Origin of the sequence: Boseongicola sp. (assembly GCA_014075275.1) — a bacterium.
Classification (GTDB): Bacteria; Pseudomonadota; Alphaproteobacteria; order Rhodobacterales; family Rhodobacteraceae.
Genome location: CP046179.1, coordinates 3,581,508 through 3,603,164 on the forward strand (window position 1 = coordinate 3,581,508; position 21,657 = coordinate 3,603,164).

The 21,657-nt window shown below is 64.7% G+C and carries 25 protein-coding genes and 1 pseudogene; 22 read left to right on the plus strand and 4 right to left on the minus strand.

All coding sequences use genetic code 11. The features are described 5' to 3' along the window. The first annotated feature begins 148 nt into the window (after positions 1–148). From GKR98_17930 to GKR98_17965, 8 genes and pseudogenes are all read left to right on the plus strand, one after another. Positions 149–349 (plus strand): hypothetical protein, encoded by a 201-nt coding sequence (locus tag GKR98_17930; GenBank protein ID QMU59890.1) that lies wholly within the window; start codon positions 149–151, stop codon positions 347–349. After that, the gene (locus GKR98_17935; protein QMU59891.1) at positions 349–1,107 is read left to right on the plus strand and encodes a hypothetical protein; all 759 of its coding nucleotides are present in this window, start codon (positions 349–351) and stop codon (positions 1,105–1,107) included. The genes GKR98_17930 and GKR98_17935 overlap by 1 nt, the downstream gene beginning before the upstream one ends. Beyond that, positions 1,104–3,506, plus strand: a complete 2,403-nt coding sequence (locus tag GKR98_17940) for an AAA family ATPase (protein QMU59892.1) — start codon at positions 1,104–1,106, stop codon at positions 3,504–3,506. The genes GKR98_17935 and GKR98_17940 overlap by 4 nt, the downstream gene beginning before the upstream one ends. A 320-nt stretch (positions 3,507–3,826) precedes the next feature. Further along, the gene (locus GKR98_17945) at positions 3,827–4,336 is read left to right on the plus strand and encodes a hypothetical protein (protein ID QMU60164.1); all 510 of its coding nucleotides are present in this window, start codon (positions 3,827–3,829) and stop codon (positions 4,334–4,336) included. 4 nt (positions 4,337–4,340) lie between these two features. Further along, entirely contained in the window at positions 4,341–4,538 is a 198-nt protein-coding gene (locus GKR98_17950) for a hypothetical protein (GenBank protein ID QMU59893.1), read from the plus strand. Then, a complete protein-coding gene (locus tag GKR98_17955) occupies positions 4,535–4,963 on the plus strand; it encodes a hypothetical protein (GenBank protein QMU59894.1) in 429 nt (142 codons plus the stop codon). Before GKR98_17950 ends, GKR98_17955 begins: the two co-directional genes overlap by 4 nt. A 400-nt stretch (positions 4,964–5,363) precedes the next feature. Further along, positions 5,364–6,692: a DNA methylase gene (locus tag GKR98_17960; GenBank protein ID QMU59895.1), complete on the plus strand. Its 1,329-nt coding sequence runs from the start codon at positions 5,364–5,366 to the stop codon at positions 6,690–6,692. Further along, positions 6,689–6,898 (plus strand): annotated as a pseudogene (locus GKR98_17965) (hypothetical protein). The gene GKR98_17960 and the pseudogene GKR98_17965 overlap by 4 nt, the downstream one beginning before the upstream one ends. A gap of 74 nt (positions 6,899–6,972) precedes the next feature. Here the strand turns inward: GKR98_17965 and GKR98_17970 are convergent. The 3 genes from GKR98_17970 to GKR98_17980 all read right to left on the minus strand — a co-directional run bounded on the left by GKR98_17970 (position 6,973) and on the right by GKR98_17980 (position 8,131). Continuing rightward, positions 6,973–7,542 (minus strand): DUF3489 domain-containing protein, encoded by a 570-nt coding sequence (locus GKR98_17970; GenBank protein QMU59896.1) that lies wholly within the window; start codon positions 7,540–7,542, stop codon positions 6,973–6,975. A 95-nt stretch (positions 7,543–7,637) separates the two neighbouring features. Next, the gene (locus GKR98_17975) at positions 7,638–7,856 is read right to left on the minus strand and encodes a hypothetical protein (GenBank protein ID QMU59897.1); all 219 of its coding nucleotides are present in this window, start codon (positions 7,854–7,856) and stop codon (positions 7,638–7,640) included. A 5-nt stretch (positions 7,857–7,861) separates the two neighbouring features. Further along, the gene (locus tag GKR98_17980; protein QMU59898.1) at positions 7,862–8,131 is read right to left on the minus strand and encodes a hypothetical protein; all 270 of its coding nucleotides are present in this window, start codon (positions 8,129–8,131) and stop codon (positions 7,862–7,864) included. A 111-nt stretch (positions 8,132–8,242) separates the two neighbouring features. Here GKR98_17980 and GKR98_17985 point away from each other — a divergent pair, with 111 nt between their 5' ends. From GKR98_17985 to GKR98_18020, 8 genes are all read left to right on the plus strand, one after another. Further along, positions 8,243–8,803: a hypothetical protein gene (locus tag GKR98_17985; GenBank protein ID QMU59899.1), complete on the plus strand. Its 561-nt coding sequence runs from the start codon at positions 8,243–8,245 to the stop codon at positions 8,801–8,803. After that, positions 8,751–10,742: a phage terminase large subunit family protein gene (locus GKR98_17990; GenBank protein QMU59900.1), complete on the plus strand. Its 1,992-nt coding sequence runs from the start codon at positions 8,751–8,753 to the stop codon at positions 10,740–10,742. The genes GKR98_17985 and GKR98_17990 overlap by 53 nt, the downstream gene beginning before the upstream one ends. Then, on the plus strand, positions 10,742–10,951 hold the full coding sequence (locus GKR98_17995; GenBank protein ID QMU59901.1) for a hypothetical protein: 210 nt from the start codon (positions 10,742–10,744) through the stop codon (positions 10,949–10,951). Before GKR98_17990 ends, GKR98_17995 begins: the two co-directional genes overlap by 1 nt. Beyond that, positions 10,951–12,507 (plus strand): phage portal protein, encoded by a 1,557-nt coding sequence (locus tag GKR98_18000; protein QMU59902.1) that lies wholly within the window; start codon positions 10,951–10,953, stop codon positions 12,505–12,507. Before GKR98_17995 ends, GKR98_18000 begins: the two co-directional genes overlap by 1 nt. A gap of 5 nt (positions 12,508–12,512) precedes the next feature. Further along, positions 12,513–14,567, plus strand: a complete 2,055-nt coding sequence (locus GKR98_18005) for a peptidase U37 (GenBank protein ID QMU59903.1) — start codon at positions 12,513–12,515, stop codon at positions 14,565–14,567. 78 nt (positions 14,568–14,645) lie between these two features. Continuing rightward, entirely contained in the window at positions 14,646–14,981 is a 336-nt protein-coding gene (locus GKR98_18010; protein ID QMU59904.1) for a DUF2190 family protein, read from the plus strand. After that, positions 14,981–15,292, plus strand: coding sequence for a hypothetical protein (locus tag GKR98_18015; GenBank protein QMU59905.1), 312 nt, complete (start codon positions 14,981–14,983; stop codon positions 15,290–15,292). Before GKR98_18010 ends, GKR98_18015 begins: the two co-directional genes overlap by 1 nt. Beyond that, entirely contained in the window at positions 15,289–15,915 is a 627-nt protein-coding gene (locus GKR98_18020) for a hypothetical protein (GenBank protein ID QMU59906.1), read from the plus strand. Before GKR98_18015 ends, GKR98_18020 begins: the two co-directional genes overlap by 4 nt. A 39-nt stretch (positions 15,916–15,954) precedes the next feature. On the opposite strand, the gene GKR98_18025 is transcribed toward GKR98_18020, so the two are convergent. Continuing rightward, positions 15,955–16,659 carry a hypothetical protein gene (locus GKR98_18025; GenBank protein ID QMU59907.1) on the minus strand — a complete coding sequence of 235 codons (705 nt, stop codon included), beginning with the start codon at positions 16,657–16,659 and terminating at the stop codon, positions 15,955–15,957. A 135-nt stretch (positions 16,660–16,794) separates the two neighbouring features. Between GKR98_18025 and GKR98_18030 the strand changes: the two genes are divergently transcribed. The 6 genes from GKR98_18030 to GKR98_18055 all read left to right on the plus strand — a co-directional run. Next, positions 16,795–17,211 (plus strand): acyl-CoA transferase, encoded by a 417-nt coding sequence (locus GKR98_18030; GenBank protein ID QMU59908.1) that lies wholly within the window; start codon positions 16,795–16,797, stop codon positions 17,209–17,211. A gap of 24 nt (positions 17,212–17,235) precedes the next feature. Further along, the gene (locus GKR98_18035) at positions 17,236–18,174 is read left to right on the plus strand and encodes a hypothetical protein (GenBank protein ID QMU59909.1); all 939 of its coding nucleotides are present in this window, start codon (positions 17,236–17,238) and stop codon (positions 18,172–18,174) included. Further along, on the plus strand, positions 18,174–18,611 hold the full coding sequence (locus tag GKR98_18040) for a hypothetical protein (protein QMU59910.1): 438 nt from the start codon (positions 18,174–18,176) through the stop codon (positions 18,609–18,611). Before GKR98_18035 ends, GKR98_18040 begins: the two co-directional genes overlap by 1 nt. A gap of 38 nt (positions 18,612–18,649) precedes the next feature. Then, entirely contained in the window at positions 18,650–18,838 is a 189-nt protein-coding gene (locus tag GKR98_18045) for a hypothetical protein (GenBank protein QMU59911.1), read from the plus strand. Continuing rightward, positions 18,831–21,248 carry a phage tail tape measure protein gene (locus GKR98_18050; GenBank protein ID QMU59912.1) on the plus strand — a complete coding sequence of 806 codons (2,418 nt, stop codon included), beginning with the start codon at positions 18,831–18,833 and terminating at the stop codon, positions 21,246–21,248. Before GKR98_18045 ends, GKR98_18050 begins: the two co-directional genes overlap by 8 nt. Beyond that, positions 21,248–21,657, plus strand: a 410-nt coding sequence (locus GKR98_18055; protein QMU60165.1) for a TIGR02217 family protein, incomplete at its 3' end; no start/stop codon positions are given. The genes GKR98_18050 and GKR98_18055, both read left to right, overlap by 1 nt.

Here is a 21,657-nt window from a genome sequence, read left to right on the forward strand (position 1 = left end):
CCCGCTGCTCTGTGCCGTCTGCACATCCCGCGCACAGGGTTTCGGCTGGTTCAATCCCCACCGGCCGCGCCCACACCATACCCGCCGCTGGTTCTGCTCAATGGGCTGCCAAGCGGCTTTCACACTCAAAGCTCGGAAAGGATTGAGCATGGTCGATTTTACGAAAGAGGAAACGCAGGCGCTGCCTGCCGTGATGCGCGCGCTCGGCCCAGAGATGGAGCGTATCGGTTGGGACCGGCCGCTGGCCCAGCTGACCCAGAACGACATGCATCGTCTGATCGTGATCACCGTCGAAGCGTTCCGCTCCAAGATGGCGGAGATTGCGCTCGAAGATGAGATCCCGTTCTGATGCTTGATTTCAATCACCGCCTCTCCACGGCGGAGCGGATCAACGCGCTGGTCGACGCGGCCCTCATCGCCGAGCGCGAGGCCACGCCACCCCGGACCTATCTCGGAGCGTCCCGCCTCGGGCATCCATGCGAACGCGCGCTGCAGTTCGAGTTTGCCGGTGCGCCAAAGGATGACGGTGCCGACTTCGGCGGGCAGACGCTGCGGATCTTCGCCATCGGCCACCTGCTCGAGGATTTGGCGATCCGTTGGCTGCGGGCCGCTGGGATCGATCTGGTCACCCAGAAAGGCGATGGCGGCCAGTTTGGCTTTTCCGTCGCGGGTGGCCGCATCCGGGGCCATGTCGACGGGATCATTGCTGAAGCTCCGGCGGCGCTTGGCATGCGTTTTCCCGCGCTATGGGAATGCAAGACGATGAACGGGAAGAACTGGCGCGCCTGCGTCAAGGACGGGGTCACCGTTTCGAAGCCCGTCTACGCAGCCCAGATCGCGATCTACCAGGCTTACATGGAGCCCTTGGTGCCGGGGATTTCTGCTTCGCCCGCGCTCTTCACGGCGATCAACAAGGACACGGCCGAGCTGCACCATGAGCTGGTCCCGTTCGACGCCGATTTGGCGCAGCGCATGTCCGACCGCGCAGTGCGGATCCTGCAGGCCACCGACGCAGGCGAGTTGCTGCCCCGTATCGCCGCCAACCGCGACTTCTTCGAATGCCGGTTCTGCGCTCACGCCGAGCGGTGTTGGAGCATTGCTGCATGACCGACGAGCCCACTGACCAATCCGACTCCGATCAGGATCCAGCCATGCGCGACGACACAACATCCGACACGCCGAAAGAAAACATCGTTCATTTCAATCCGTGGCGCGATTTCAATGACGCCGCGCCGCAGGTCGACGTGTTCGGCGACGAGCCGGATCCCAAGCAGCTCGCGCAGTTCATGCAGGTGGTTTTCGGATACTGCGACGGGCTGATCCCGGTTCGCAGTTTCATCGACAAGGGTCAGGGCATCGATGGCCGCCCGCACAACATCTGGCTGGAGGCGGATCAGGCCGCACCCGAAAAGATGGCGACTTTCGCCACATGGGCGTCGCGCGAGGGGGCGGCGGTCTATGTGATCCCCGGCACCGTGGCCGCGCCTGGGCAGGCCAAGGCCGCCGAGATTCTGCAGATGCAGACCGTGGTCGTTGACCTCGACACCGGCGATATCGCCGCCAAGCGCGCCCATCTGGAGCGTCACCTCGGCGCGCCGACCATGGTGGTCGAAAGCGGCGGCGTGACACCGGAGGGTCAGCGCAAAGCGCACGTCTGGTGGGCGCTGACCGAGCCCGGCGAGGGTGAAGACATCGCCCGTGTCTGCCGTCTGCGCGGCGACATCGCGGCCAAGGTCGGCGGCGACGTGCATTTCCGCTCGGCCCACCAGCCGATCCGGGTGGCGGGCAGCGTCTATTACAAGAACAGCCTCAAGACGCAGGTGCGGATCGTCGAGTTGAATACCGACCGCGAGCGTGATCTGGCCGAGTTCATTGAGGCGGTGACCGACATGCCGCCCGCGCCTGGGGTGTCGCTGCAGCCCGAGTTCAGCCATCCCGACAAACCCGCCATGGACGATGTGCTGGTCACGCCGGTGCGCGAGGGGGCGCAGGACGACTGGTCCCGTTTCGAGGGCGCATCCGCCGCGATCGGGCATTTCATCCGTATGGTCCACGAGGGCCGAATGACAAAGGACGAAGGCTGGGAAGGCATCTGCGGATACAACGCCGCGATGCTGCGGCCCCAGTGGCCGGTCGAACGACTCAAACGCGAGTCCGAGCGGCTTTGGGAGCGCCATGTCGAGAAATATGGACCGCCCCTGATCCGGCTGGATTCCGGCGCACCGGGGCCGCAGGAGATGCCAGCCTTCACGCTGGGCGCGCTGCTGGACGACCAGAGCCCCATGCCGGACGACATCATCGCGCCGCGCGTTCTGACGCCGGGCGGGCTGCTGGTGCTCGGTGGCGCGCCCAAGGTCGGTAAGAGCGACCTGCTGATCTCTTGGTTGGTCCACATGGCCGCGGGCCAACCCTTTCTGGGCTTCACCCCTCCACGGCCGCTGCGGATCTTCTATCTGCAGGCCGAGATTCAGTATCACTACCTGCGCGAACGGCTGAAACAGATCGCCCTGCCGCCAGAGGTCCTGGCCGCTGCGCGCGACACATTCGTCGCCACGCCGAAACTGAAAATGCTGCTCGACAACGAAGGCAGCGTGCGCGTGGCCCGTGCCATTCAGACCGTGTTCCCCGATGCACCCCCCGACATCCTCTGCGTCGACCCGATCCGGAACCTCTTTGACGGCGGACCCGATGGTGGCGGCGAAAACGACAACACCGCCATGATGTTCTTCTTGAAGGAACGGGTGGAGGTTCTGCGCGATCATATCGACCCCGATTGCGGGGTCATCCTGATCCACCACACCAAGAAGCTCAGCAAGCAGCAGGTAAAGGACGATCCCTTCCTCGCACTCTCCGGAGCCAGTGCGCTGCGCGGCTTCTACACCTCTGGCCTGATCCTGCACCGCCCGGACGAGGACTTGTCGGAGCGAAAGCTGGAGATCGAGCTGCGCAATGGTCCCGCGCTGCCGCCAAAGGTGATCGACAAGGTCGGCGGCCAATGGGTCGAGATCAACCCGATGAACGAACGCCTCGTTCGCCAGGAAGTCGGCGCGAAACATGATGCCGAGCGCGATCGCAAGCGCGATGTCATTGTCGGCATTTTGTTCGAAGAAGCAGCTGAGGGCCGTCTGTATACGACAATGCAGTTCGCCGAAAAGTTCGAAAACAAGGGCGGTCTGGGCAGCAAATACACGATCAGGGAACGCCTCAGTGTCCTCGCTACGAAAGGTTTCGTGAAGTTTCTGAGGAACGGATCCGGGTTCGGCTACCCGGTGGTGCGGTCACGGTTCGGCTATCTGGCTGTTGAGGGTATGCATTTCGGCCCCGAGCAGTCGGTCGATCCTGAGACTGGAGAAGTCTCGGAAACGGCCCGTCCTGTCCTCCCGAGCCACTACAAATGCCCGCAATCCGGGGTCTGCCTGCAAGTCGAAAACCCCTCCGTCTGGGTCTACCCGATGGCAGGCAAAGATGACGGAAAATCAGGCCCAACTCCTAAGAGTGAGGCCTAACTCCTATGTCCTCACCAACTCCTCAATCAATGAAAACAATGACTTGTGCGCCGCGAGGAGTTGGGGGGGGCTAACTCCTCCCTCACTCCTCGCGGATCCTGATTTTCAATTTGAGATCAGCCTCTTACCCACATCCGAGGAGTTAGGTGTGAAACCCCCATACGTCGAGGGGTATCCGCGCGCGGGTTTCGACGCTCCCTGCACATCCCGATCCGACGACGGCGGCCCGTACCGCCAAGCACATGACTGCCGTCGTCTTCCACCCCCGAAGCCAACCCGAAAAGGAGACCACGATGGCTGAAACGACTCTGACCACCAGGATGCAGGAGGCAATCCCCAATCTGCCACCTGCTTTCCGCGCCGACCGCACATTGCTCGCGCTCGATCTCGGCACGACGACAGGCTGGGCCATGCATGGCGCCGATGGGCTGATCACCAGCGGCACCGTGTCCTTCCGGCCCGGCCGGTTCGACGGCGGCGGTATGCGCTACCTGCGCTTCAGCAATTGGCTTGCCGAACTCGACCGCCTGTCCGGCCCGATCGCGGCCATCTGGTTTGAGGAAGTCCGCCGCCACGCAGGCACCGATGCGGCCCACGTTTATGGAGGTCTTATGGCCACGCTGACCGCGTGGGCGGAGATGCGCGGCGTGCCCTACGAGGGCGTCCCGGTCGGCACGATCAAGCGCTTCGCGACCGGCAAGGGCAACGCCAACAAGGAGGCCATGATCGCATCCGCCCGGTCGCGCGGCTTCAGTTCCGCCGACGACAATGAGGCCGACGCCATCGCGATCCTGTTCTGGGCGCTGGAGACCAAGGGGGGCATGCAATGACCGGATGCGGTTCGTGCCCAAGGGCTATGGCGGTCATCGCCGCAGCCCTGACGAGGTGAAGCGCGATGGCTGGCAGGAGCAAGGCCTGCTGGCCGTTGCCATCGACGATCACCGCCTGACCTGGCCGGAGCGTGAGTTGGTCCGGCAACTCGGCGAGAAGTTGTATGGGCATTGCCCGCGAGATCGGGAGGTGTCGCAATGACGGACTGGACACTCGACCTCGTGGAGGAACGGCTGGCCGAAGCCGCCTTCGTCCTGAAGCGCCTGCCCGAGCCGCGGAGGCAGGGATACTTCAGCACATGGCCTGAGATGGTCTACAGCTTCGCCGACAAGGTGGGCCAGGAGCCAAAACCCATGCGTGTGCTGCCCTCGCCGCAGGCGATCAGCCGGATGGAGCAGACCCTGACCTGGACCGCCTGTCTCGAGCCCATCGACGGCAAGATCGTCTGGATGAAGGCGCATGGTGAACGCTGGAAAGAGATCTGCTGGGCGGTCGGTCTGCAGCGCTCTGCAACTCACCAGCACTGGCAATTCGGGATTTCCGTCATCGCACTCACGCTCAACAGGCGACGGTTCAACCGCAACATGTCGAAGCGCCGCGTGATCGAACTGGCCGCTGGCGCGTAAGCGCCCGCAGCCACTAGGAAAGTGTCCGGCGGACAGTTTTCGACGAGACAGAAAGCCCGGCTGGGGGTTAGAAAAGGGATATACTCGGGAGAGGCGCGCGCGGGACGGCCCGCGCCGCTGGACCCCGGGGTCCACCGAAGGATCCACTCGGGTAACCCATTGAATTCTTGGTTCCTTCTGGGCCACTTTCGTATGCTGGCGGGCGAGGCGCGCAATATCGCCAGCGACAGGGCCGGTTTTTTGGGAAGCCACCCCGGCGGGCATCCACCCGCGATCTGCTGAAAACCACAACAAAACAAACCTTTGGCATCGGATACGCCCGATGGCCGCTGGCCCCCTCGCGGAGTCCAGGCTGGCCGCCGGTGTCCGGAGTCCACCCGATTGAGGCGCACCGACCCGCATGACCCTGAGCTTTGCCCCGGACGCGATCGAGACCTGGCCGCTGGCCAAGCTCCAGCCTTATGCCAAGAACGCGAAGGCGCATGGCGTGGACCAGGTTGCGAAGATCGCCGCCAGCATGGCCGAGTTCGGCTGGACGGTGCCGTGCCTCGTCGCGGACGACGGCGAGCTAATCGCGGGCCATGGCCGCGTCCTGGCCGCTACGCAGCTCGGTCTGACCGAAGCGCCAGTGATCGTGCTGGGCCATCTGACCGAGGCGCAGCGCCGTGCCTACCGGATCGCGGACAACAAGCTGACGGAACTGGGAACGTGGGACGAGGCGCTGCTGTCGGCGGAACTCAACGACCTGCTGGCCGAGGATTACGACCTGTCGCTGGTCGGCTTTTCGGACGGCGAATTGGACAAGCTACTGGCCTATGTGCCGGAAGGGGACGGCGAAGAAGGTGGTGCCGGAGGCTCCGTGCCGCCGGTGACCATCCCCGAGCCGCCACGCAATCCGGCATCGCAAACGGGCGATCTCTGGATCCTCGGCGATTACCGGCTGCTCTGCGGAGACTCGACCTCCCACCACGATGTGCGCCGCTTGATGAACGGCGAGCGCGCGATCCTGTTCGCAACCGATCCGCCGTACCTCGTCGACTATGATGGATCGAACCATCCGACGCGGAACAAGGATTGGTCAGCGTCTTATGGCACCACGTGGGACGACTCTTCGCAGGGCGCGGAGCTCTATGACGGGTTCATCGCGGCGGCAGTGGCCGAGGCGATTACTGAAAACGCGGCCTGGTATTGCTGGCACGCGTCCCGTCGCCAGGCAATGCTGGAAGCCTGCTGGGAAAAGGCGGGAGCCTTCGTGCACCAGCAGATCATCTGGGTGAAGGACCGCGGGGTTCTGACCCGCTCGCATTATCTCTGGAAGCACGAGCCCTGCTTCATGGGCTGGCGCCGTCCGAACCGCCCGCCGAAGGTGGCCGAGGAAACGCTGCCCTCCACATGGGCGCTGCCGAGCTTTGCGAAGGACGACCGGCCCGACCACCCGACGCCGAAACCGCTGGACGCCTTCGGGATCCCTATGCGCCAGCACGTCGCGCGGGGCGGTCTTTGCTACGAGCCGTTCTGTGGATCCGGATCGCAGATCATGGCCGGTGAAGCCAATGGCCGCCGCGTCTTCGCGATGGAAATCAGTCCGGCATACATCGATGTCGCTGTCGAACGCTGGCAGGCCGACACCGGCCGCGACGCGATCCTCGATGGGGACGGTCGGACCTTCGCCGAGTCCAAAGCCGAGCGGCTGGGCCAGCCCGCGAACGACGAGGAAGCAGCCGCATGAAGCAATCGCGCACCATGTCGCTGGTCGAGTCCGTCGCCAATGTGATTGTCGGCTACGGAGTCGCGGTCGCCACCCAGATCCTTGTCTTTCCGATTTTCGGGCTGCACACGACGCTGGCGCAGAATCTGAAGATGGGAGCCATCTTCACCATCGTGTCGATCGGCCGTTCCTTCGCCTTGCGGCGGCTGTTCGAGGCGATCCGGGTAAAAGCGACGAAGCCGCCGCTGACAAGGCGACGGCTTCCCTATAGTCGGGACTTCAGCGGCGCGGCGGATCGAAATCAGCGCTCGATACGATAAACCCGTCCCCGGTTCTCGACCTTCTCCGAGGTGACCTCGAGCCCGAGCTTCTTCTTTAGCGCCCCGGACATCGCGCCACGAACCGTATGCGATTGCCATCCGGTTGCAGCCATGATTTCAGCGATGGTAGCGCCGTCGGGCGATCGTAGCATGGCAATCAGGGTCGCCTGCTTGGTGCCCTCGCGCGGCGTGCGCGTCTTGGGCGAGGCTTCGGGTCCGGTGGGGGCGTTTTGCACGGGCTCCTTTGTCGGAGCGTCCGTCGCGCACGCAGGCGCGGTGTTCGCGTCCTCGGGTTCGATGCCGATGGCTGCGAGGCCAGTGTCGGTGGCGGCCAGCGTGACACCGTGGCCGTCGCCGGTCTCGCGCCAGACGAGATCGCCCTTGCGCATGTCGGCATCGACCTCTTCGAGGAAGCCCTTTGCGAGCATCGCGCTGACCACTTTGGCGGCGGCCCCGCCGCGCAGGTTGTCAGGCAGCGGCAAGGCAATGTGGTCCCCGTTTTGGGCCGCGCGGGACAGGATGATCGTCTGGGTGTCGGAAAGCTTGCTCATGGGGTCGTCTCCGTTTTCGGACCGCGACCGTCGCGGTCTTCTACGACCCCAAGCCGCGCAGGGCGCGCGGCCGGAGTTCGGGCGTCTGCCCGAGGTCAGATCAGGCCAAGGTCTCGCAGTAGCCCTGCGGCTTCGGGCAGTCGGTCGGTGGCGACGTCGATTGCGATTGTCATGCTGTCGGCGGTAAGGCGCGCCGGAACGTTGGCTTCCTCTCGAAGCGATGCTTTGATTTCGTCGAGAACCGCCGGGATGCGGCTCGTATCCCAAGGCTCGTTAAGGCCACGAATGGCGATGCGGATGGTGCTGGTTTCCATGGCGCTTACTCCGCGTGCTCGCCTTCACTGAAGGCGCTGTCGGTGATGCGCTTCAGCAAGCTGGCGTAATGCTCAAGGGTGCCAACATGGCCCCAGTTGATTTCGTCGGGGTGGCAGTTGAAGTGCTCGTCGCTGAGGCTCTGAAGCCGGGCGAGCATGTTGTCGATCTCGGCTTTCTTGCCAAGGAAGGCGTTGATCGCAGCTTCGCGGTTCCGCGCAGCCTTCTCGGCGCGCAGTTGGTGGCGGGGTGTGGTGATCGGGTTCAGGCGGGTCATCTTGGTGGCTCCGTTGTGAGTTGCATCGTTCTCTTGAGATCACGTTCGCTCTGGTGCGGAGGCTTATCAACTACATAAGCACATGATTTTAAATGATAATCGGAGCGCGCCATGGAGGGTCTGAGCGAGCGCCAATACGCCGCCCGCGTCGGCCTCTCGCGCGGGGCAATCCAGAAGGCCAAGGCGACGGGGCGGCTGGTTCTACACGCCGATGGCAGCATTGACGCGGCAGCCAGCGATGCTCTGCGCGCGGAGGCGACCGACCCGTCCAAAACTCGCAAGGCACCGAAGCCGAAACTCAAACCGGTCCCGGAGGCGGCGGTTTCCGCCGTGGGCGAAACGTTGCGCGAACAGGGAATGGCCGCACCTCCCGTCGGCAGTGGCACCACGTTTCTGCAGGCCAAGACGGCCAATGAAGTGCTGAAGGCGCAGGAGCGCCGTCTCCGGCTGCATAAGCTGAAGGGCGAGTTGATCGACCGGGCGCGTGCTCTGTCGCTGGTGTTTCGGCTGGCGCGGCAGGAGCGTGACGTTTGGGTCAACTGGCCCGCGCGTGCGGCGGCGTTGATGGCGGCCGATCTGGGTGTGGAGCCCGCCGCGATGCAGAAGATTCTGGAGAAACATGTCCGTGCCCAGCTCGACGATCTTGCCGAGGTCAAACCCGATCTCCGGTGAGGACGACTTCGACGGCGCGGTGGAAATCCTGCGCGCCTGGGGCGCAGGCCTCACGCCGGATCCGGACCTGACGGTTTCGGAATGGGCAGATCGGCACAGGATGTTGTCAGGGCGTGCCTCGGCCGAACCGGGCCGGTATCGCACGGCGCGCACGCCTTACATGGGCGAAATCATGGACCGGCTGTCGCCCGGCGACCCGACACAGCGGATCGTGTTCATGAAGGCGGCGCAGGTCGGCGCGACCGAGGCCGGCAACAACTGGATTGGGTTCGCTATCCACCAAGCGCCGGGGCCGATGCTGGCCGTCCAGCCGACGGTGGAACTGGCGAAACGGAACTCGAGGCAACGGATTGATCCACTGATTGATGAAAGTCCGGAACTGCGGGAACGGGTAAAACCGGCCCGGTCGCGCGACGCGGGCAATACGATGCTGTCCAAGGAATTCGCGGGCGGTATCCTGATCATGACCGGGGCAAACTCGGCCGTGGGGCTGCGCTCGACCCCGGCGCGCTACATTTTCCTCGACGAGGTCGATGCCTATCCGGCGTCCGCCGACGATGAGGGTGATCCGGTTACGCTAGCGGAAGCGCGTTCGCTGACCTTCGCCCACCGGCGCAAGGTGTTCTTGGTCTCAACCCCGACCATTCGCGGGATGAGCCGGATTGAACGGGACTATGAGGCCAGTGATCAGCGCCGGTTTTTCGTCCCATGCCCGCATTGTGGCGCGATGCAGTGGCTTAAATTCGAACGACTGCGCTGGCAGAAGGGACAGCCGGAAACGGCGGAATATCATTGTGAGGACTGTGAGACGCCCATCGCGGACCACAACAAGACGGCCATGCTGGAGGCTGGCGAATGGCGACCGACCGCCACGGCGGCCGATCCCAACACGGTCGGCTACCACCTCTCCGCGCTCTATTCACCCATCGGCTGGCTCAGCTGGGAGCGGATCGTGCGGGCGTGGGATGCGGCGCAAGGATCGGACGAAGCGATCAAGGCCTTCCGCAACACGATCCTCGGCGAGACCTGGGTCGAAACCGGCGAAGCGCCGGATTGGCAGCGGCTCTACGACCGGCGCGAGCACTGGAAACCGGGCATTGTGCCTGCGGGCGGGCTGTTCCTGACCGCTGGGGCCGACGTCCAGAAAGACCGGATCGAAGTCGATGTCTGGGCCTGGGGCCGTGGGCTGGAAAGCTGGCTGCTCGATCACATCGTGATCGAGGGCGGCCCCGACCGGCATGAGGCCTGGGGCGACCTGACCGAACTGCTCGGCCGGACGTGGCCGCACGAGCGTGGCGCGCATCTGAAGATCGCGCGGCTTGCCATCGACACTGGCTATGAGGCCCCGGCGGTCTATGGCTGGTCGCGGGCCCAAGGGTTTGCACAGGTCGCACCAGTCAAGGGTGTCGAAGGCTTCAACCGGGCCAGCCCTGTGTCGGGGCCCACTTACGTGGACGCGACCGAGGGCGGCAAGCGTTTGCGCCGCGGCGCACGGCTCTGGACCGTGGCAGTATCGACCTTCAAGGCCGAGACCTATCGCTTCCTGCGGCTGGAACGGCCAACCGAGGAGGAACGCGCTAACGGCGCAGAATTCTCACCCGGCACGGTGCATCTGCCGCACTGGGTCGAGAACGAATGGCTGAAGCAGTTCGTGGCCGAGCAACTGGTCACGGTGCGCACGAAGCGTGGCTTTGCCCGACTGGAATGGCAGAAGCTGCGCGAGCGCAACGAGGCGCTGGATTGCCGGGTCTATGCCCGCGCCGCCGCCTGGATCGCGGGTGCGGATCGCTGGACCGACGAGAAATGGCGTGACCTCGAGGATCAACTCGGTGTCGCCGACGCCTCTGCGGATCCCGCGGGGCAGATCAACAGGCAAGCGCAGACGTCGCAAGGCAAACGTCAATCCGACTGGCTCGGACGGCGCGGAGGATGGTTTTGATGGCAGACTGGACCGAAACCGAGCTGTCCGCGTTGCGCCGGGCCTATTCCAGCGGCACGACCCGGGTCAGCTATGACGGCAAGTCGGTCGACTATGGCTCGGCCGAGGATCTGCTGGTGCGCATCCGCACCATCGAGCGGGCCATAGCGGGCACCACACAACCGGTGCCAATCGCTGGGCTCGCGGGCTTCTCGCGCGGGGATCGCTGATGTGGGCCAACTGGTTTGACCATGCGATTGCCTCGGTGGCACCACGCACGGCGGCCCGTCGTGTGCTGGCGCGGCAGGCATTCGAAACCCTGACGCGGGGCTATGATGGTGCCTCGAAGGGGCGACGGACCGACGGCTGGCGTGCGCCGGGCACCTCGGCCGATACCGAGGTTGGCGTGGCCGGGGCGCTGCTGCGCGACCGGATGCGCGATCTGGTCCGCAACAACCCGCATGCGGCCAAGGCCGTGGCGGTGCTGGTAAACAACATTGTCGGTGCGGGCATCATGCCTCGGGCGGCGAGCGGCAATGACAAGCTGGACCGGAAGGTCGATGCGCTCTTCGCAAGGTGGTCGGACGCCGCTGACGCCGACGGCCAGCTCGACTTCTATGGGCTGCAGACGTTGATCTGCCGCGAGATGGTCGAGGCAGGTGAGGTCCTGGTGCGCCGACGTCTGCGCCGCGCAGCGGATGGCTTGCCTGTCCCGCTGCAAGTGCAGGTGCTGGAGGCCGACTTCCTCGACACCACGAAATCCGGCACCATCGGCGCGGGACGCCTCGTCCAGGGGATCGAGTTCGATCCAGTCGGCAAACGCCGGGCCTATTGGCTGCATGCCGAACATCCGGGTGATGCCTATGGCACGTTGCAGAACGGGTTGCAGAGCCGCCCGGTCCCGGCGACCGAGATCGCCCATGTTTACGAGAAGCAGCGCACGCAGGCGCGCGGCGTTCCCTGGGGCGCGCCGGTGATCCGCAGTTTGCGCGACCTCGACGACTACGAGGTGGCCGAACTGGTCCGCAAGAAGACCGAGGCCTGCGTCACCGCCATCGTCTTCGGCGACGACGAGGCGCAGCAGGGCATCGCTCCCTCCGTGGTCGATGCTGATGGAAACCGCGTCGAGCAGTTCGAGCCTGGCCTCATTGCCTATGCGCGCGGCGGCAAGGACATTCGATTTAACCAGCCTTCGGCTACGGGCGGCTATGCAGAATACAAGCGGGCGAGCCTGCATACGATCTCGGCCGGGTTCCGCGTGCCGTATGAGTTGCTGACCGGCGATCTCTCCCAGGTGAACTATTCCTCGATCCGCGCGGGGCTGGTTGAATTCCGCCGCCAGATCGATGCCGTCCAGTGGCAGCTGTTCATCCCGATGTTCTGCGCCCCGGTCTGGCGCTGGTTCACGGAAGCCGCATGGGCGGCGGGCCAGATCCCATCGCCGGACGTACCGGTCGAATGGTCGCCGCCGAAGTTCGAGGCGGTCGATCCGCAGAAGGACGCGATGGCGAACCTGCTGTCGATCCGATCTGGCACCATGACGCTGGCCGAGGTGATCGCCCGGCAGGGCCGCAATCCGGACGCGGTGCTGGCCGAGATCGCTGCGACCAACGCCAAGCTCGATGCCCTCGGGCTGGTTCTCGACAGCGACCCGCGACGAGTCACCAAGACCGGGAGCGCGCAGACCAGCGACCCGGCCACCGATCCGGATGCCGACGAACCGGCCGACGACGAGCCCACCGCTGACGCGGAAACCGATCCGGCGCAGGCCGACCAACAGGACTGACCAACATGGACACAATGATCGAAATCCCGGCCTTGCGCCGGATGGCGGAGCTTGCGCTGAACTCAGCGGACACCGACACCCGCACCGTCGAGGTGATCTGGTCAGCGGGCGCTCGGGTTCGTCGATCGACCCTGTTCGGCGAACCCTACGACGAGGAATTGAGCCTCGATCCAGACCATGTGCGGCTCGATCGTCTGAACGCCGGCGCGCCGTTTCTGAAGGTGCATGAGATCGAAACGCTGGATGCCGTGATCGGCTCGGTCGTCCCGGGGTCTGCCCGGATCGAAAACGGTCGCGGCATTGCGCAGGTCCGGATTTCTGAGCGCGCCGATGTCGAACCGATCTGGCGCGATATCCAGGCGGGCCATATCCGGGCGGTGTCCATCGGCTACCAGGTCCACCGGTTCGAAGTGTCCAAGCCCGAAGCGGCTCGCGAGCTTTGGCGCGCGGTGGACTGGACGCCCTTCGAGGTGTCCGCCGTGCCGGTCGGGGCAGATCCCGCCGCAGGGTTTCGCGCCCAATCCCAACTTCACGATTGCGTCCTCCATCGCCGGGACGTCCCACCCACTCAAACAGGAGCCATCCCGATGACGGAAAAACCCAACGCCCTGGCCGCAGAGGCCAAAGATCAGCCCAGCGACATCAATGCTGCCGAGGACACCACCATGACTGAACCGAAGACGCCTGTGGCCGAGCCGAAGGTTGCTGCCGTTGAGACCCGCGCGCAGCCAAAGCCGCAGAAGCCCGATGCCCCCGTTGTGCCTGACACTGAAGCTGTTGCGACCCGGGCCCGCGAGACGGAGCGTGACCGGGTGTCCACAATCTATGATCTGGCCGGGCGGCTGAACCTCGAGCGCAGCTTTGCCGAGGATCTGGTCAAGCGCGGCACGGATATCGGCGAAGCCCGGCGTTTGATCCTCGATCAGGTCGCCTCCAAATCCGAAGAAACCCGCACCTTCAGCCAGGTGTCGATCCCACTCGGCGGCCGCGACGAGCAGATCACCCGCCGCGATGCCGTCGCGAACGCGCTTCTGCACCGTTACAGCCCAACGCTGTTCACTCTGGAAGATGCCGCTCGCCAGTATCGTGGCATGACGCTCATGGAACTGGCCCGCGAGAGCCTTGGCAATGCTGGGGTCAATACGCGGGGCCTGTCTCGCGACGAGGTGGCAACGCGGGCCTTGCATTCGACGTCCGACTTCCCGGAGATCCTCTCGGCGGTCACCAACAAGACCCTGCGGCAGGCCTATGACGCCTATCCCCGCACATTCATGCTGTTCTGCCGCCAGGTTCTGGCCACCGACTTCAAGGCGATGCACCGGGTCCAGCTCGGCGAAGCGCCGCAGCTGCTGGAGGTGGGCGAAAGCGGCGAGTTCAAACGCGGGACACTCGGCGAGAGCAAGGAGAGCTACAAGGTCAAGACCTATGGCCGGGTGGTCGCCATCACCCGCCAGACGCTGATCAACGACGATCTCGACGCCTTCACTCGGATCCCCGCGATGTACGGCAACTCCATCGCCCAGCTGGAATCGGACGTCGTCTGGGGCATCATCACCGCCAACCCGGCGATGGCGGACGGCAACGCCCTGTTCCACACCAGCCACAAGAACCTCGCAGGAACAGGCGCAGCGCTGGCGGTCGATGCTGTCGGTGCGGCCCGCGCGGCGATGGCCAAGCAGACCGGGCTCGACAAGAAGACGGTGCTGAACGTCCGCCCCGCCTTCCTGATCGTGCCCGCCTCGCTGGAACTGAAGGCGGAGCAGATGGTCGCCCAGAACCTGGTGCCCGCAGCGACGTCCAATGTCGTGCCGCAGTCGATCCGCACCCTCGCGCCGATCAGCGAGCCACGCCTCGATGCCGCCAGCGTAACCGCCTGGTACCTCGCGGCCAGCCCGAACCAGATCGACACCATCGAGTACGCCTATCTCGAGGGTCAGCAGGGCGCGTACATTGAGACCCGGAACGGCTTCGACGTCGACGGCGTCGAGATCAAGTGCCGCCTCGATTTCGGCGCAAAGGCCATCGACTGGCGCGGCCTCTACAAGAACCCCGGCGCATAAAACGGGCCGTCCCTGACATCTCACCTCTAACGGGCGGTCCAATCGGGCCGCCCGTTCCATTTTGCAAAGGATCCCGCAATGAAAAACTACGTCCAGCCCGGCAACACCATCACCCTGACCGCGCCCTACGCCGTGACCTCCGGCGATGGCCTGCTCGTCGGCTCTATTTTCGGCGTGGCCGCCGGGGATGCTGCCAATGCCGAGACGGTCGAGACCGCCCTCATCGGAGTCTTCGACCTGAAGAAAGTCGCGAGCCAAGCCTGGTCCACCGGTGACAAGGTCTATTGGGACAACACCAACAAGGAAGCCACCAAGACCGCCACCGCGAACACGCTGATCGGTGTGGCCGTTGAGTCTGTTGCGGGCGGCGCGGGTGACCTGATCGGCCGGGTGCGCCTGAACGGCAGTTTCTGATGACGGCGTTTGCCGCCATTCTGGATGCTCTGTTCGCGGATCCCAACATCGGGCGTGAGGCGGTCTACACCTCCGATGGCGGCGCGCCCGTGCTGGTGCGCGTCGTCTCCCGGCAGGCTGATGCCATCACCGAATTCGGCGATGCGCGGCTCTGGTCGGAAACGACCCGGATCGATCTTCGCGTCGCGGAAGTTCCGGCACCGCGTCCCGGCGACCGATTGGAAATGGATGGCGACGCCTTCCTCATTCAGGGCGAACCCGTCCGGGACCGGGAGCGGCTGGTCTGGACTGTTGATCTGAGGCCCGCGTGAAGCTGAAGCTCGACATCGATCCGGACATCGTCGCCATGATGGCAGCGGAGGTCGCGGCGGGCGAACGTGCTGTGACAGCTGCCATGCGCGAGGCCGGGACCGGGCTCAAGACTGCCTGGCGCACGCAGATCACTGGCGCGGGATTGGGGCGACGGCTTGCCAACTCGATCCGCAACCAGAACTTCCCGAGGTCGGGCGAGAGCTTGGATGCAGCCGCGCTGGTCTGGTCCAAGGCCCCGGTCATCGTGGGAGCGCATGACACCGGCCCGCTGATCCGCTCGAAAGACGGGTTCTGGCTGGCGATCCCGCTGCCCGCCGCAGGCAAGTCGCTGCGCGGCGGCAGGATAACCCCCGGCGAATGGGAACGGCGACGCGGGCTGCGCCTGCGTTTCGTCTATCGTCGCACGGGGCCGAGCTTGCTGGTGGCAGAGGGACGGCTGAACACGAAGGGTCAGGCGGTCGTGTCCCGCTCCAAGACCGGGCGCGGAAAGGTCACCGCGCCGATCTTCCTGCTCGTGCCGCAGGTGAAACTGCCGAAGCGGCTGGACCTCGCGCGGGATGCAGACCGGGCGCTTGACAGCGTCCCGGGGCTGATCGTGGCGAAATGGGTTGTTCAGCGATAGGATCGGAAATTGGCTATCGTTTCCTCGTGCCAAGCAACCCTAACCAAAAACCGAACTCGTTAACTCCAAGTATTTAGGTCGAGAAAAGTTGGCTTGCTCCACATGTTCGAAATGCGAAACGAAATGCTCGGCCTCCACACTTTGAGCGCGAATATGTGGCTTCAAATAGGTAATAAACTCTGATCCAGCGCCAATTATTATTGGAATCATGTTTATAAAGACCCGATGGATTGGAACTCCGTCCTGATCAGCGAAACGTTCAAATCCATCTGCCTCGATGCGGTGTCTGACGAGGTTCCGAGCATTTGCGCGCAAGCGGCTTTGATCCCTTGGCATGTCGAGGAGCACACAAAAGTCTCCCCAAGAAGCGTAGTGGTCAATGAACCCTCCGCCGTCTTCGCCGTCCCCAGCAGGAAAATCTACAAGGAGGTAGTCTTGGCGTTCGTTCTGCTGCGCATGGCGGTGCACACTGCGGATGCCGTGCGCTTTATTGTGATGCTTGGCATTTCTGTATGCAAGAACAGCGCAACAAAGCGGGTGTGCATAAAAATCAAAATCGACTTCCTGAGTTTCTCGAACTGCGTCGTACAAGCTGGCGAATGTGTCGAGCATGCTCTTACAGGCGAGCTCAACATTGCCGATCGCCTCGCTTGAATCGATGAGGAATAGTTCTTGGAATCTGTATTTCTGTTCAATGAAAACTCGCAGCGACTGTGCAAAATCTTCGAATCTGTCTGTAATCATCTGACTTCCTAGTGAAAACCCACACAAGACTTAGTAGTTTTCCCGAGCTCCTTCCATCGCAGTTCGCAGCCTTTTTTCCGGAGCTCATGGGTGCATTGAGCCAGCAATTTCTACTGTCGAGCCCGGAAAGACACCATGACTGTTCGTGAAACCATTCTCACCGCGCTGCAGGCGCGGCTTTTGACGCTGGCCGCAACCGCCCTGCGGGGTGAGGTCTTGCCCGAGCGCATACCCGCCGATGGCCTGTTGATCCTTCGGGATGGGGAGCCAGGCGATCCCGAGGTAACACTGTCGCCCCTGCGCTACCACTACCAGCACCGTGCCGAGATTGAGGCGGTCGTGCAGGGCACCGACCGTGACGCCGTCTTCGACACGCTGACCGCCAGCATCGGCACGGCAATTGCCGCCGACCGCACGCTCGGCGGCCTATGCGACTGGGTCGAAGCAGAAGCGCCACGCCCGGTCGATCTGCCGGTCGAAGGCGCGGCGAGCCTGAAGGCGGCCGTGATCCCGGTGGTGCTGCATTATTCAACGGCCGATCCGCTCGGCTGACCCTGACAATTCAAGGAGAATACGATGGCACGAGCCCAAGGGGCGCGGGCGCAGATGGCGCTTGCGTTCGAAACGACCTATGGCACGCCGCCAGTCGGCGGCTTCACCAAGATGCCCTTCGCCAGCACCTCGCTCGGCGCGGAGCAGCCGCTGCTGAACTCGGAACTGCTGGGCTACGGCCGCGATCCGCTGGCACCGATCAAGGATGCGGTGACGGCAGACGGCGATGTCGTCGTGCCGCTCGACGCCGAGGCCTTCGGCTTCTGGCTGAAGGCGACCTTTGGCGACCCGACCACATCTGGCACCGGTCCCTGGACGCACGAGTTTCAGTCGGGGTCTTGGATGCTGCCCAGCATGTCCATCGAGACCGGCATGCCCGAAGTGCCGCGCTACGCGATGTATTCCGGCTGTGTACTCGACCAGATCAACTGGCAGATGCAGCGCTCGGGGCTGCTGACCGCGACATCCCGGCTGGTGGCGCAGGGCGAGACGGTGGGCACAACGACCAGCGCAGGCACGCCCGCCGCGCTGGAATTGCAGCGCTTCGGCCATTTCAATGGGGCGATCACCCGCAACGGATCTGCCCTCGGCAATGTGGTCTCGGCCGACATTACCTACGCCAACAACCTCGACCGCATCGAGACCATCCGCTCGGACGGCCGCATCGACGGCGCGGACCCGTCCATCGCTGCGCTGACCGGCTCCATCGAGGTGCGCTTCGCTGACCAGACACTGGTGACGCAGGCGATCAATGGCGATCCTTGCGAGCTTGAGTTCGCCTATCTGCTGCCCTCGGGCGAAAGCTTCACCTTCACCGTGCACGCCGTCTACCTGCCACGCCCGCGCATCGAGATTTCCGGGCCGCAGGGCGTGCAGGCCACTTTCGACTGGCAAGCCGCCCGCGACAGCGTCGTCGGCCGGATGTGCACCGCAACCCTCCTGAACGATGTGGAGACATATTGATGCTCACGCTCGACCTAACGAACGCGCCGCGCTGGCATAGTCTTGCCCCCGGCGTGCGGGCGCAACTGCGACCGCTGACTACCGCGCTGATGGTGGCCACCCGCAGCGATCCCGCCGTCGAAGCGGTCCCCAAAGAGGCCTCCGACGAGGAGCGCGCCGTGGCCTTCGCCAAAGCTCTCGCACGGAGGGCGGTGCTCGCCTGGGACGGCATCGGCGACGCGGACGGCGAGCCGATCGATCCCAGCCCCGAGGCCATCGACGCGCTGCTCGATGTCTGGCCTATCTTCGAGGCCTTCCAGCTGACCTACGTCTCCAAAGGCCTGCTGCTGGAACAGGAAAAAAACGTCTCCGCGTCCTTGCCGAGTGGTCCTTCGGCGGGGGCGAACGCTACTGCGACGCCTGCCAAACGGCGTGCGAAGACTGCCCGGCGTGGCTGAACCGGCCGCTGACTTACGAGGGTTGGCAGGTCTGGGACTTGGTCGACCGTCTCGGCGGCCAGCTCCGCGTTCTGCCGGGTGCGGTGATCGGCTGGGACCTGACCGCTGCGCTCGCTCTCGGTGACGCGCTCGGCATCCCACCCCTGGCCATGGCCGAACTGCTGCCCGTCATTGAATCCGTGATGGTTGCGAAGCTCAACGAACAGATGGATCATTCCAATGGCTGAAAAGCGCGTTTCTGTCCGCCTTGCCGCGGTCGGTGGCCGACAGGTGCGCGCCGAACTGGAAGGTGTCGGTGAGGCCGGGGTGCGAGGGTTCGGGCGGCTCAGCCGCGAGATGGAGGCGGCCAACGCCCGACTTGCGGCGTTCTCCCGTCGTGTTGCAGTGGCTGCCGCTGCCGCCGTGGCCGCCGCCGCTGCTGCTGGCGTGGCGATGGTCCGATCCGGGCTGCAAACCGTCGATGCGCAGGCCAAGCTCGCGCAGTCGCTGGGGACCACCGTCGCCTCGATCCAGACGCTGGAGCGCGCGGGCGAGCTGGCGGGCGTGTCGATGTCCGGCATCGAGCAGGCCACCAAGGATCTGACGCGCCGTCTCAGCCAGGCGGCCGCCGGGACCGGACCTGCCGCCGACGCGCTGGATCGGCTGGGGCTTTCGGCTGCCGACCTAATTTCCCTGCCGCTGGATCAGCGTGTGGGCGCGATCAACGCGGCCATCGAGGAATTTGTGCCCGCAGCCGAACGCGCGGCCGTCGCCGGTCAGCTCTTTGGCGAGGAAGGCTCCATCGCCATGTCGCGGATCGACACCGCGACGCTGCGCCAGGCGAAAGAGGATGTTCTGGCCTTCGGCGTCGTCGTGTCGGAGCAGGATGCCGACCAGATCGAGCAGACGAACGACGCCATCTCAAGGTTGGGGCTGATCTGGCGCGGGCTGTCGAACCAGCTGACGGTCGCTGCGGCACCCGCGCTGGAAGCGGTCGCGAATGCCATGGCGGCGGTTGCGAGCCGCACAGGCCCGCTCGGCATCGCGATCCGCAGTGTCTTCGACAACATCGGCCGTCTGACCACCTATGCCGCTACGTTTGTGGCTTTTCTTGCAGGGCGTTGGGTCGCCGGGATTGCCGTCGCAGCTCTCTCGGTCCGTGGCCTCGCCACCGCGCTGGTGCTCCTTCGTGGGGCACTGATCCGCACCGGCATCGGCGCGTTGATCGTTGGCGCGGGCGAGCTCGTCTACCAGTTCACCCGCCTTGTTACTGGCGCGGGCGGATTTGGAGAGGCGATGTCGCTTCTGAAGGACCTCGCCGTCGAGGTGTGGGACCGCATCAAGATGGGGGCAGCTGCGGCGGGCGCTGCGGCCACTGCAATGTTTTTCGATCTGAAGTCTGATGCGGCGTCGGGTATGCAGAGCGCCATCGAAAGCGTCGTGACTTTCGGCAACACGGCCGCGAACACCTTCGAGGGGGCCTACGAGGCGATCAAGGCGATCTGGGGACTGCTGCCAGCCGCCATCGGCGATCTGGCGTTTCAGGCGGCCAACAGCCTGATCGACGGCGTTGAGGCGATGCTGAACGGCGTCGTCTCGCGGATCAACACATTCATCGGGGGGATCAACCAGGGGCTGGAAGCGCTCGGGTCAGAGCGTCGCATCTCGATCATTCCCGATCTCGAACTTGGTCAGATCGAGAACCGGTTTGAGGGCGCAGCAACTGCCGCGACCACAGCCGCACAGACCGCCTTCGACCGCGCTTTTGAGGATAACCCGCTTTCCGCACCCGATCTCGGGCTCACTGCGGCGGCCAATACTGCGCTTGCCACGGCCAACACATATCGTGGCGCGGCCCACGATCTGGCCGAAGGCGCGCGCGCGCCACTCGCCAGTTGGCAGGCATTGCGTGATGCGGTGCGGGGCAGCGATGAAGCTGGCGCGAACGCGCTGACCGAGGCGACCAACGCGGCGGAGCGATTGGAAACTGCCCTTGGCGATGCCGGACAGGCGGCCACGGGTGCGGGTGCAGCGGCCGAGACTGCTGCCGCTGCAGCCGAACCTGACATCGACGCCGCAGTTTCCGGCTGGCAGGCGGTCACCGCAGCGCTCAGCGACTATGCCAGCAAGGCGCGCGAGATTGGCGGGGACATCGGCCAGAGCCTCGTCAGCGCGTTCCAGTCGGCCGAGAATGCGGTCGGCGAATTCGTGAAAATCGGCAAGCTGGATTTCCGCGATCTGGTTACCTCGCTGCTGGCCGATCTCTCCAAGCTGGCGGCGAGGCGGTTCATCCTCGGGCCTATTGCCAACGCGCTCTCTGGCGCGCTGGGGGGCGCGGGCGGGATCTTCGCCAACATCCTGCACGCGGGCGGCATGGTCGGAGACTCTTCGCCAAGCCGGATGGTCCCGGCGATGGCTTTCGCGGCAGCGCCTCGCATGCATGCCGGCGGCGTTGCAGGGCTCCGCCACGATGAAGTTCCGGCCATCTTGCAACGCGGCGAGCGCGTGCTGTCTCGCCGCGAAGCTCAGAGCTACGGCGCAGCCGGTGGCGTGAATGTCACCATCATGGCGCGCGACGCCGAGAGCTTCCGGCAGTCCCGGACGCAGGTTGCGGCGGACATCGCCCGCGCCGTCTCGCTCGGGCGAAGGGGTATGTGATGGCGTTTCACGAAGTCCGGTTTCCCGACAATATCAGCCGGGGTGCGCGCGGCGGGCCCGAGCGGCGGACCCAGATCGTCGAACTCGCTTCCGGCGACGAGGAGCGCAACGCCAGCTGGGCGAACAGCCGCCGCCGCTACGATGTCGCCTATGGCATCCGCCGCGCGGACGATCTGGCGGCGGTCGTGGCCTTCTTCGAGGCCCGCAACGGTCGGCTGCATGGCTTTAGGTTCAAGGACTGGGGCGACCACAAGTCCTGCGTTCCCTCGGGAACGCCGGCACCGAACAATCAGGCGATTGGCACCGGCGACGGCGCGACGACCGCCTTCCAACTAATCAAGCGCTACACCTCCGGGGTGCAATCCTGGACGCGCGCCATCGCTAAACCAGTGACCGGAACCGTGCGCAT

Bases quoted from the DNA above. Each gene is read 5' to 3' on its own strand.
- GKR98_18025 (QMU59907.1), bottom strand. From the start codon at position 16,659: ATGATTACAGACAGATTCGAAGATTTTGCACAGTCGCTGCGAGTTTTC.
- GKR98_17935 (QMU59891.1), top strand. From the start codon at position 349: ATGCTTGATTTCAATCACCGCCTCTCCACGGCGGAGCGGATCAACGCG.
- GKR98_17940 (QMU59892.1), top strand. From the start codon at position 1,104: ATGACCGACGAGCCCACTGACCAATCCGACTCCGATCAGGATCCAGCC.
- GKR98_18030 (QMU59908.1), top strand. From the start codon at position 16,795: ATGACTGTTCGTGAAACCATTCTCACCGCGCTGCAGGCGCGGCTTTTG.
- GKR98_18000 (QMU59902.1), top strand. From the start codon at position 10,951: ATGTGGGCCAACTGGTTTGACCATGCGATTGCCTCGGTGGCACCACGC.
- GKR98_17975 (QMU59897.1), bottom strand. From the start codon at position 7,856: ATGGAAACCAGCACCATCCGCATCGCCATTCGTGGCCTTAACGAGCCT.
- GKR98_18040 (QMU59910.1), top strand. From the start codon at position 18,174: ATGCTCACGCTCGACCTAACGAACGCGCCGCGCTGGCATAGTCTTGCC.
- GKR98_17970 (QMU59896.1), bottom strand. From the start codon at position 7,542: ATGAGCAAGCTTTCCGACACCCAGACGATCATCCTGTCCCGCGCGGCC.
- GKR98_17930 (QMU59890.1), top strand. From the start codon at position 149: ATGGTCGATTTTACGAAAGAGGAAACGCAGGCGCTGCCTGCCGTGATG.
- GKR98_17945 (QMU60164.1), top strand. From the start codon at position 3,827: ATGCAGGAGGCAATCCCCAATCTGCCACCTGCTTTCCGCGCCGACCGC.
- GKR98_18005 (QMU59903.1), top strand. From the start codon at position 12,513: ATGGACACAATGATCGAAATCCCGGCCTTGCGCCGGATGGCGGAGCTT.
- GKR98_17995 (QMU59901.1), top strand. From the start codon at position 10,742: ATGGCAGACTGGACCGAAACCGAGCTGTCCGCGTTGCGCCGGGCCTAT.
- GKR98_17950 (QMU59893.1), top strand. From the start codon at position 4,341: ATGCGGTTCGTGCCCAAGGGCTATGGCGGTCATCGCCGCAGCCCTGAC.
- GKR98_17990 (QMU59900.1), top strand. From the start codon at position 8,751: ATGTCCGTGCCCAGCTCGACGATCTTGCCGAGGTCAAACCCGATCTCC.
- GKR98_17980 (QMU59898.1), bottom strand. From the start codon at position 8,131: ATGACCCGCCTGAACCCGATCACCACACCCCGCCACCAACTGCGCGCC.
- GKR98_17985 (QMU59899.1), top strand. From the start codon at position 8,243: ATGGAGGGTCTGAGCGAGCGCCAATACGCCGCCCGCGTCGGCCTCTCG.
- GKR98_17960 (QMU59895.1), top strand. From the start codon at position 5,364: ATGACCCTGAGCTTTGCCCCGGACGCGATCGAGACCTGGCCGCTGGCC.
- GKR98_18050 (QMU59912.1), top strand. From the start codon at position 18,831: ATGGCTGAAAAGCGCGTTTCTGTCCGCCTTGCCGCGGTCGGTGGCCGA.
- GKR98_18035 (QMU59909.1), top strand. From the start codon at position 17,236: ATGGCACGAGCCCAAGGGGCGCGGGCGCAGATGGCGCTTGCGTTCGAA.
- GKR98_18015 (QMU59905.1), top strand. From the start codon at position 14,981: ATGACGGCGTTTGCCGCCATTCTGGATGCTCTGTTCGCGGATCCCAAC.
- GKR98_17955 (QMU59894.1), top strand. From the start codon at position 4,535: ATGACGGACTGGACACTCGACCTCGTGGAGGAACGGCTGGCCGAAGCC.
- GKR98_18010 (QMU59904.1), top strand. From the start codon at position 14,646: ATGAAAAACTACGTCCAGCCCGGCAACACCATCACCCTGACCGCGCCC.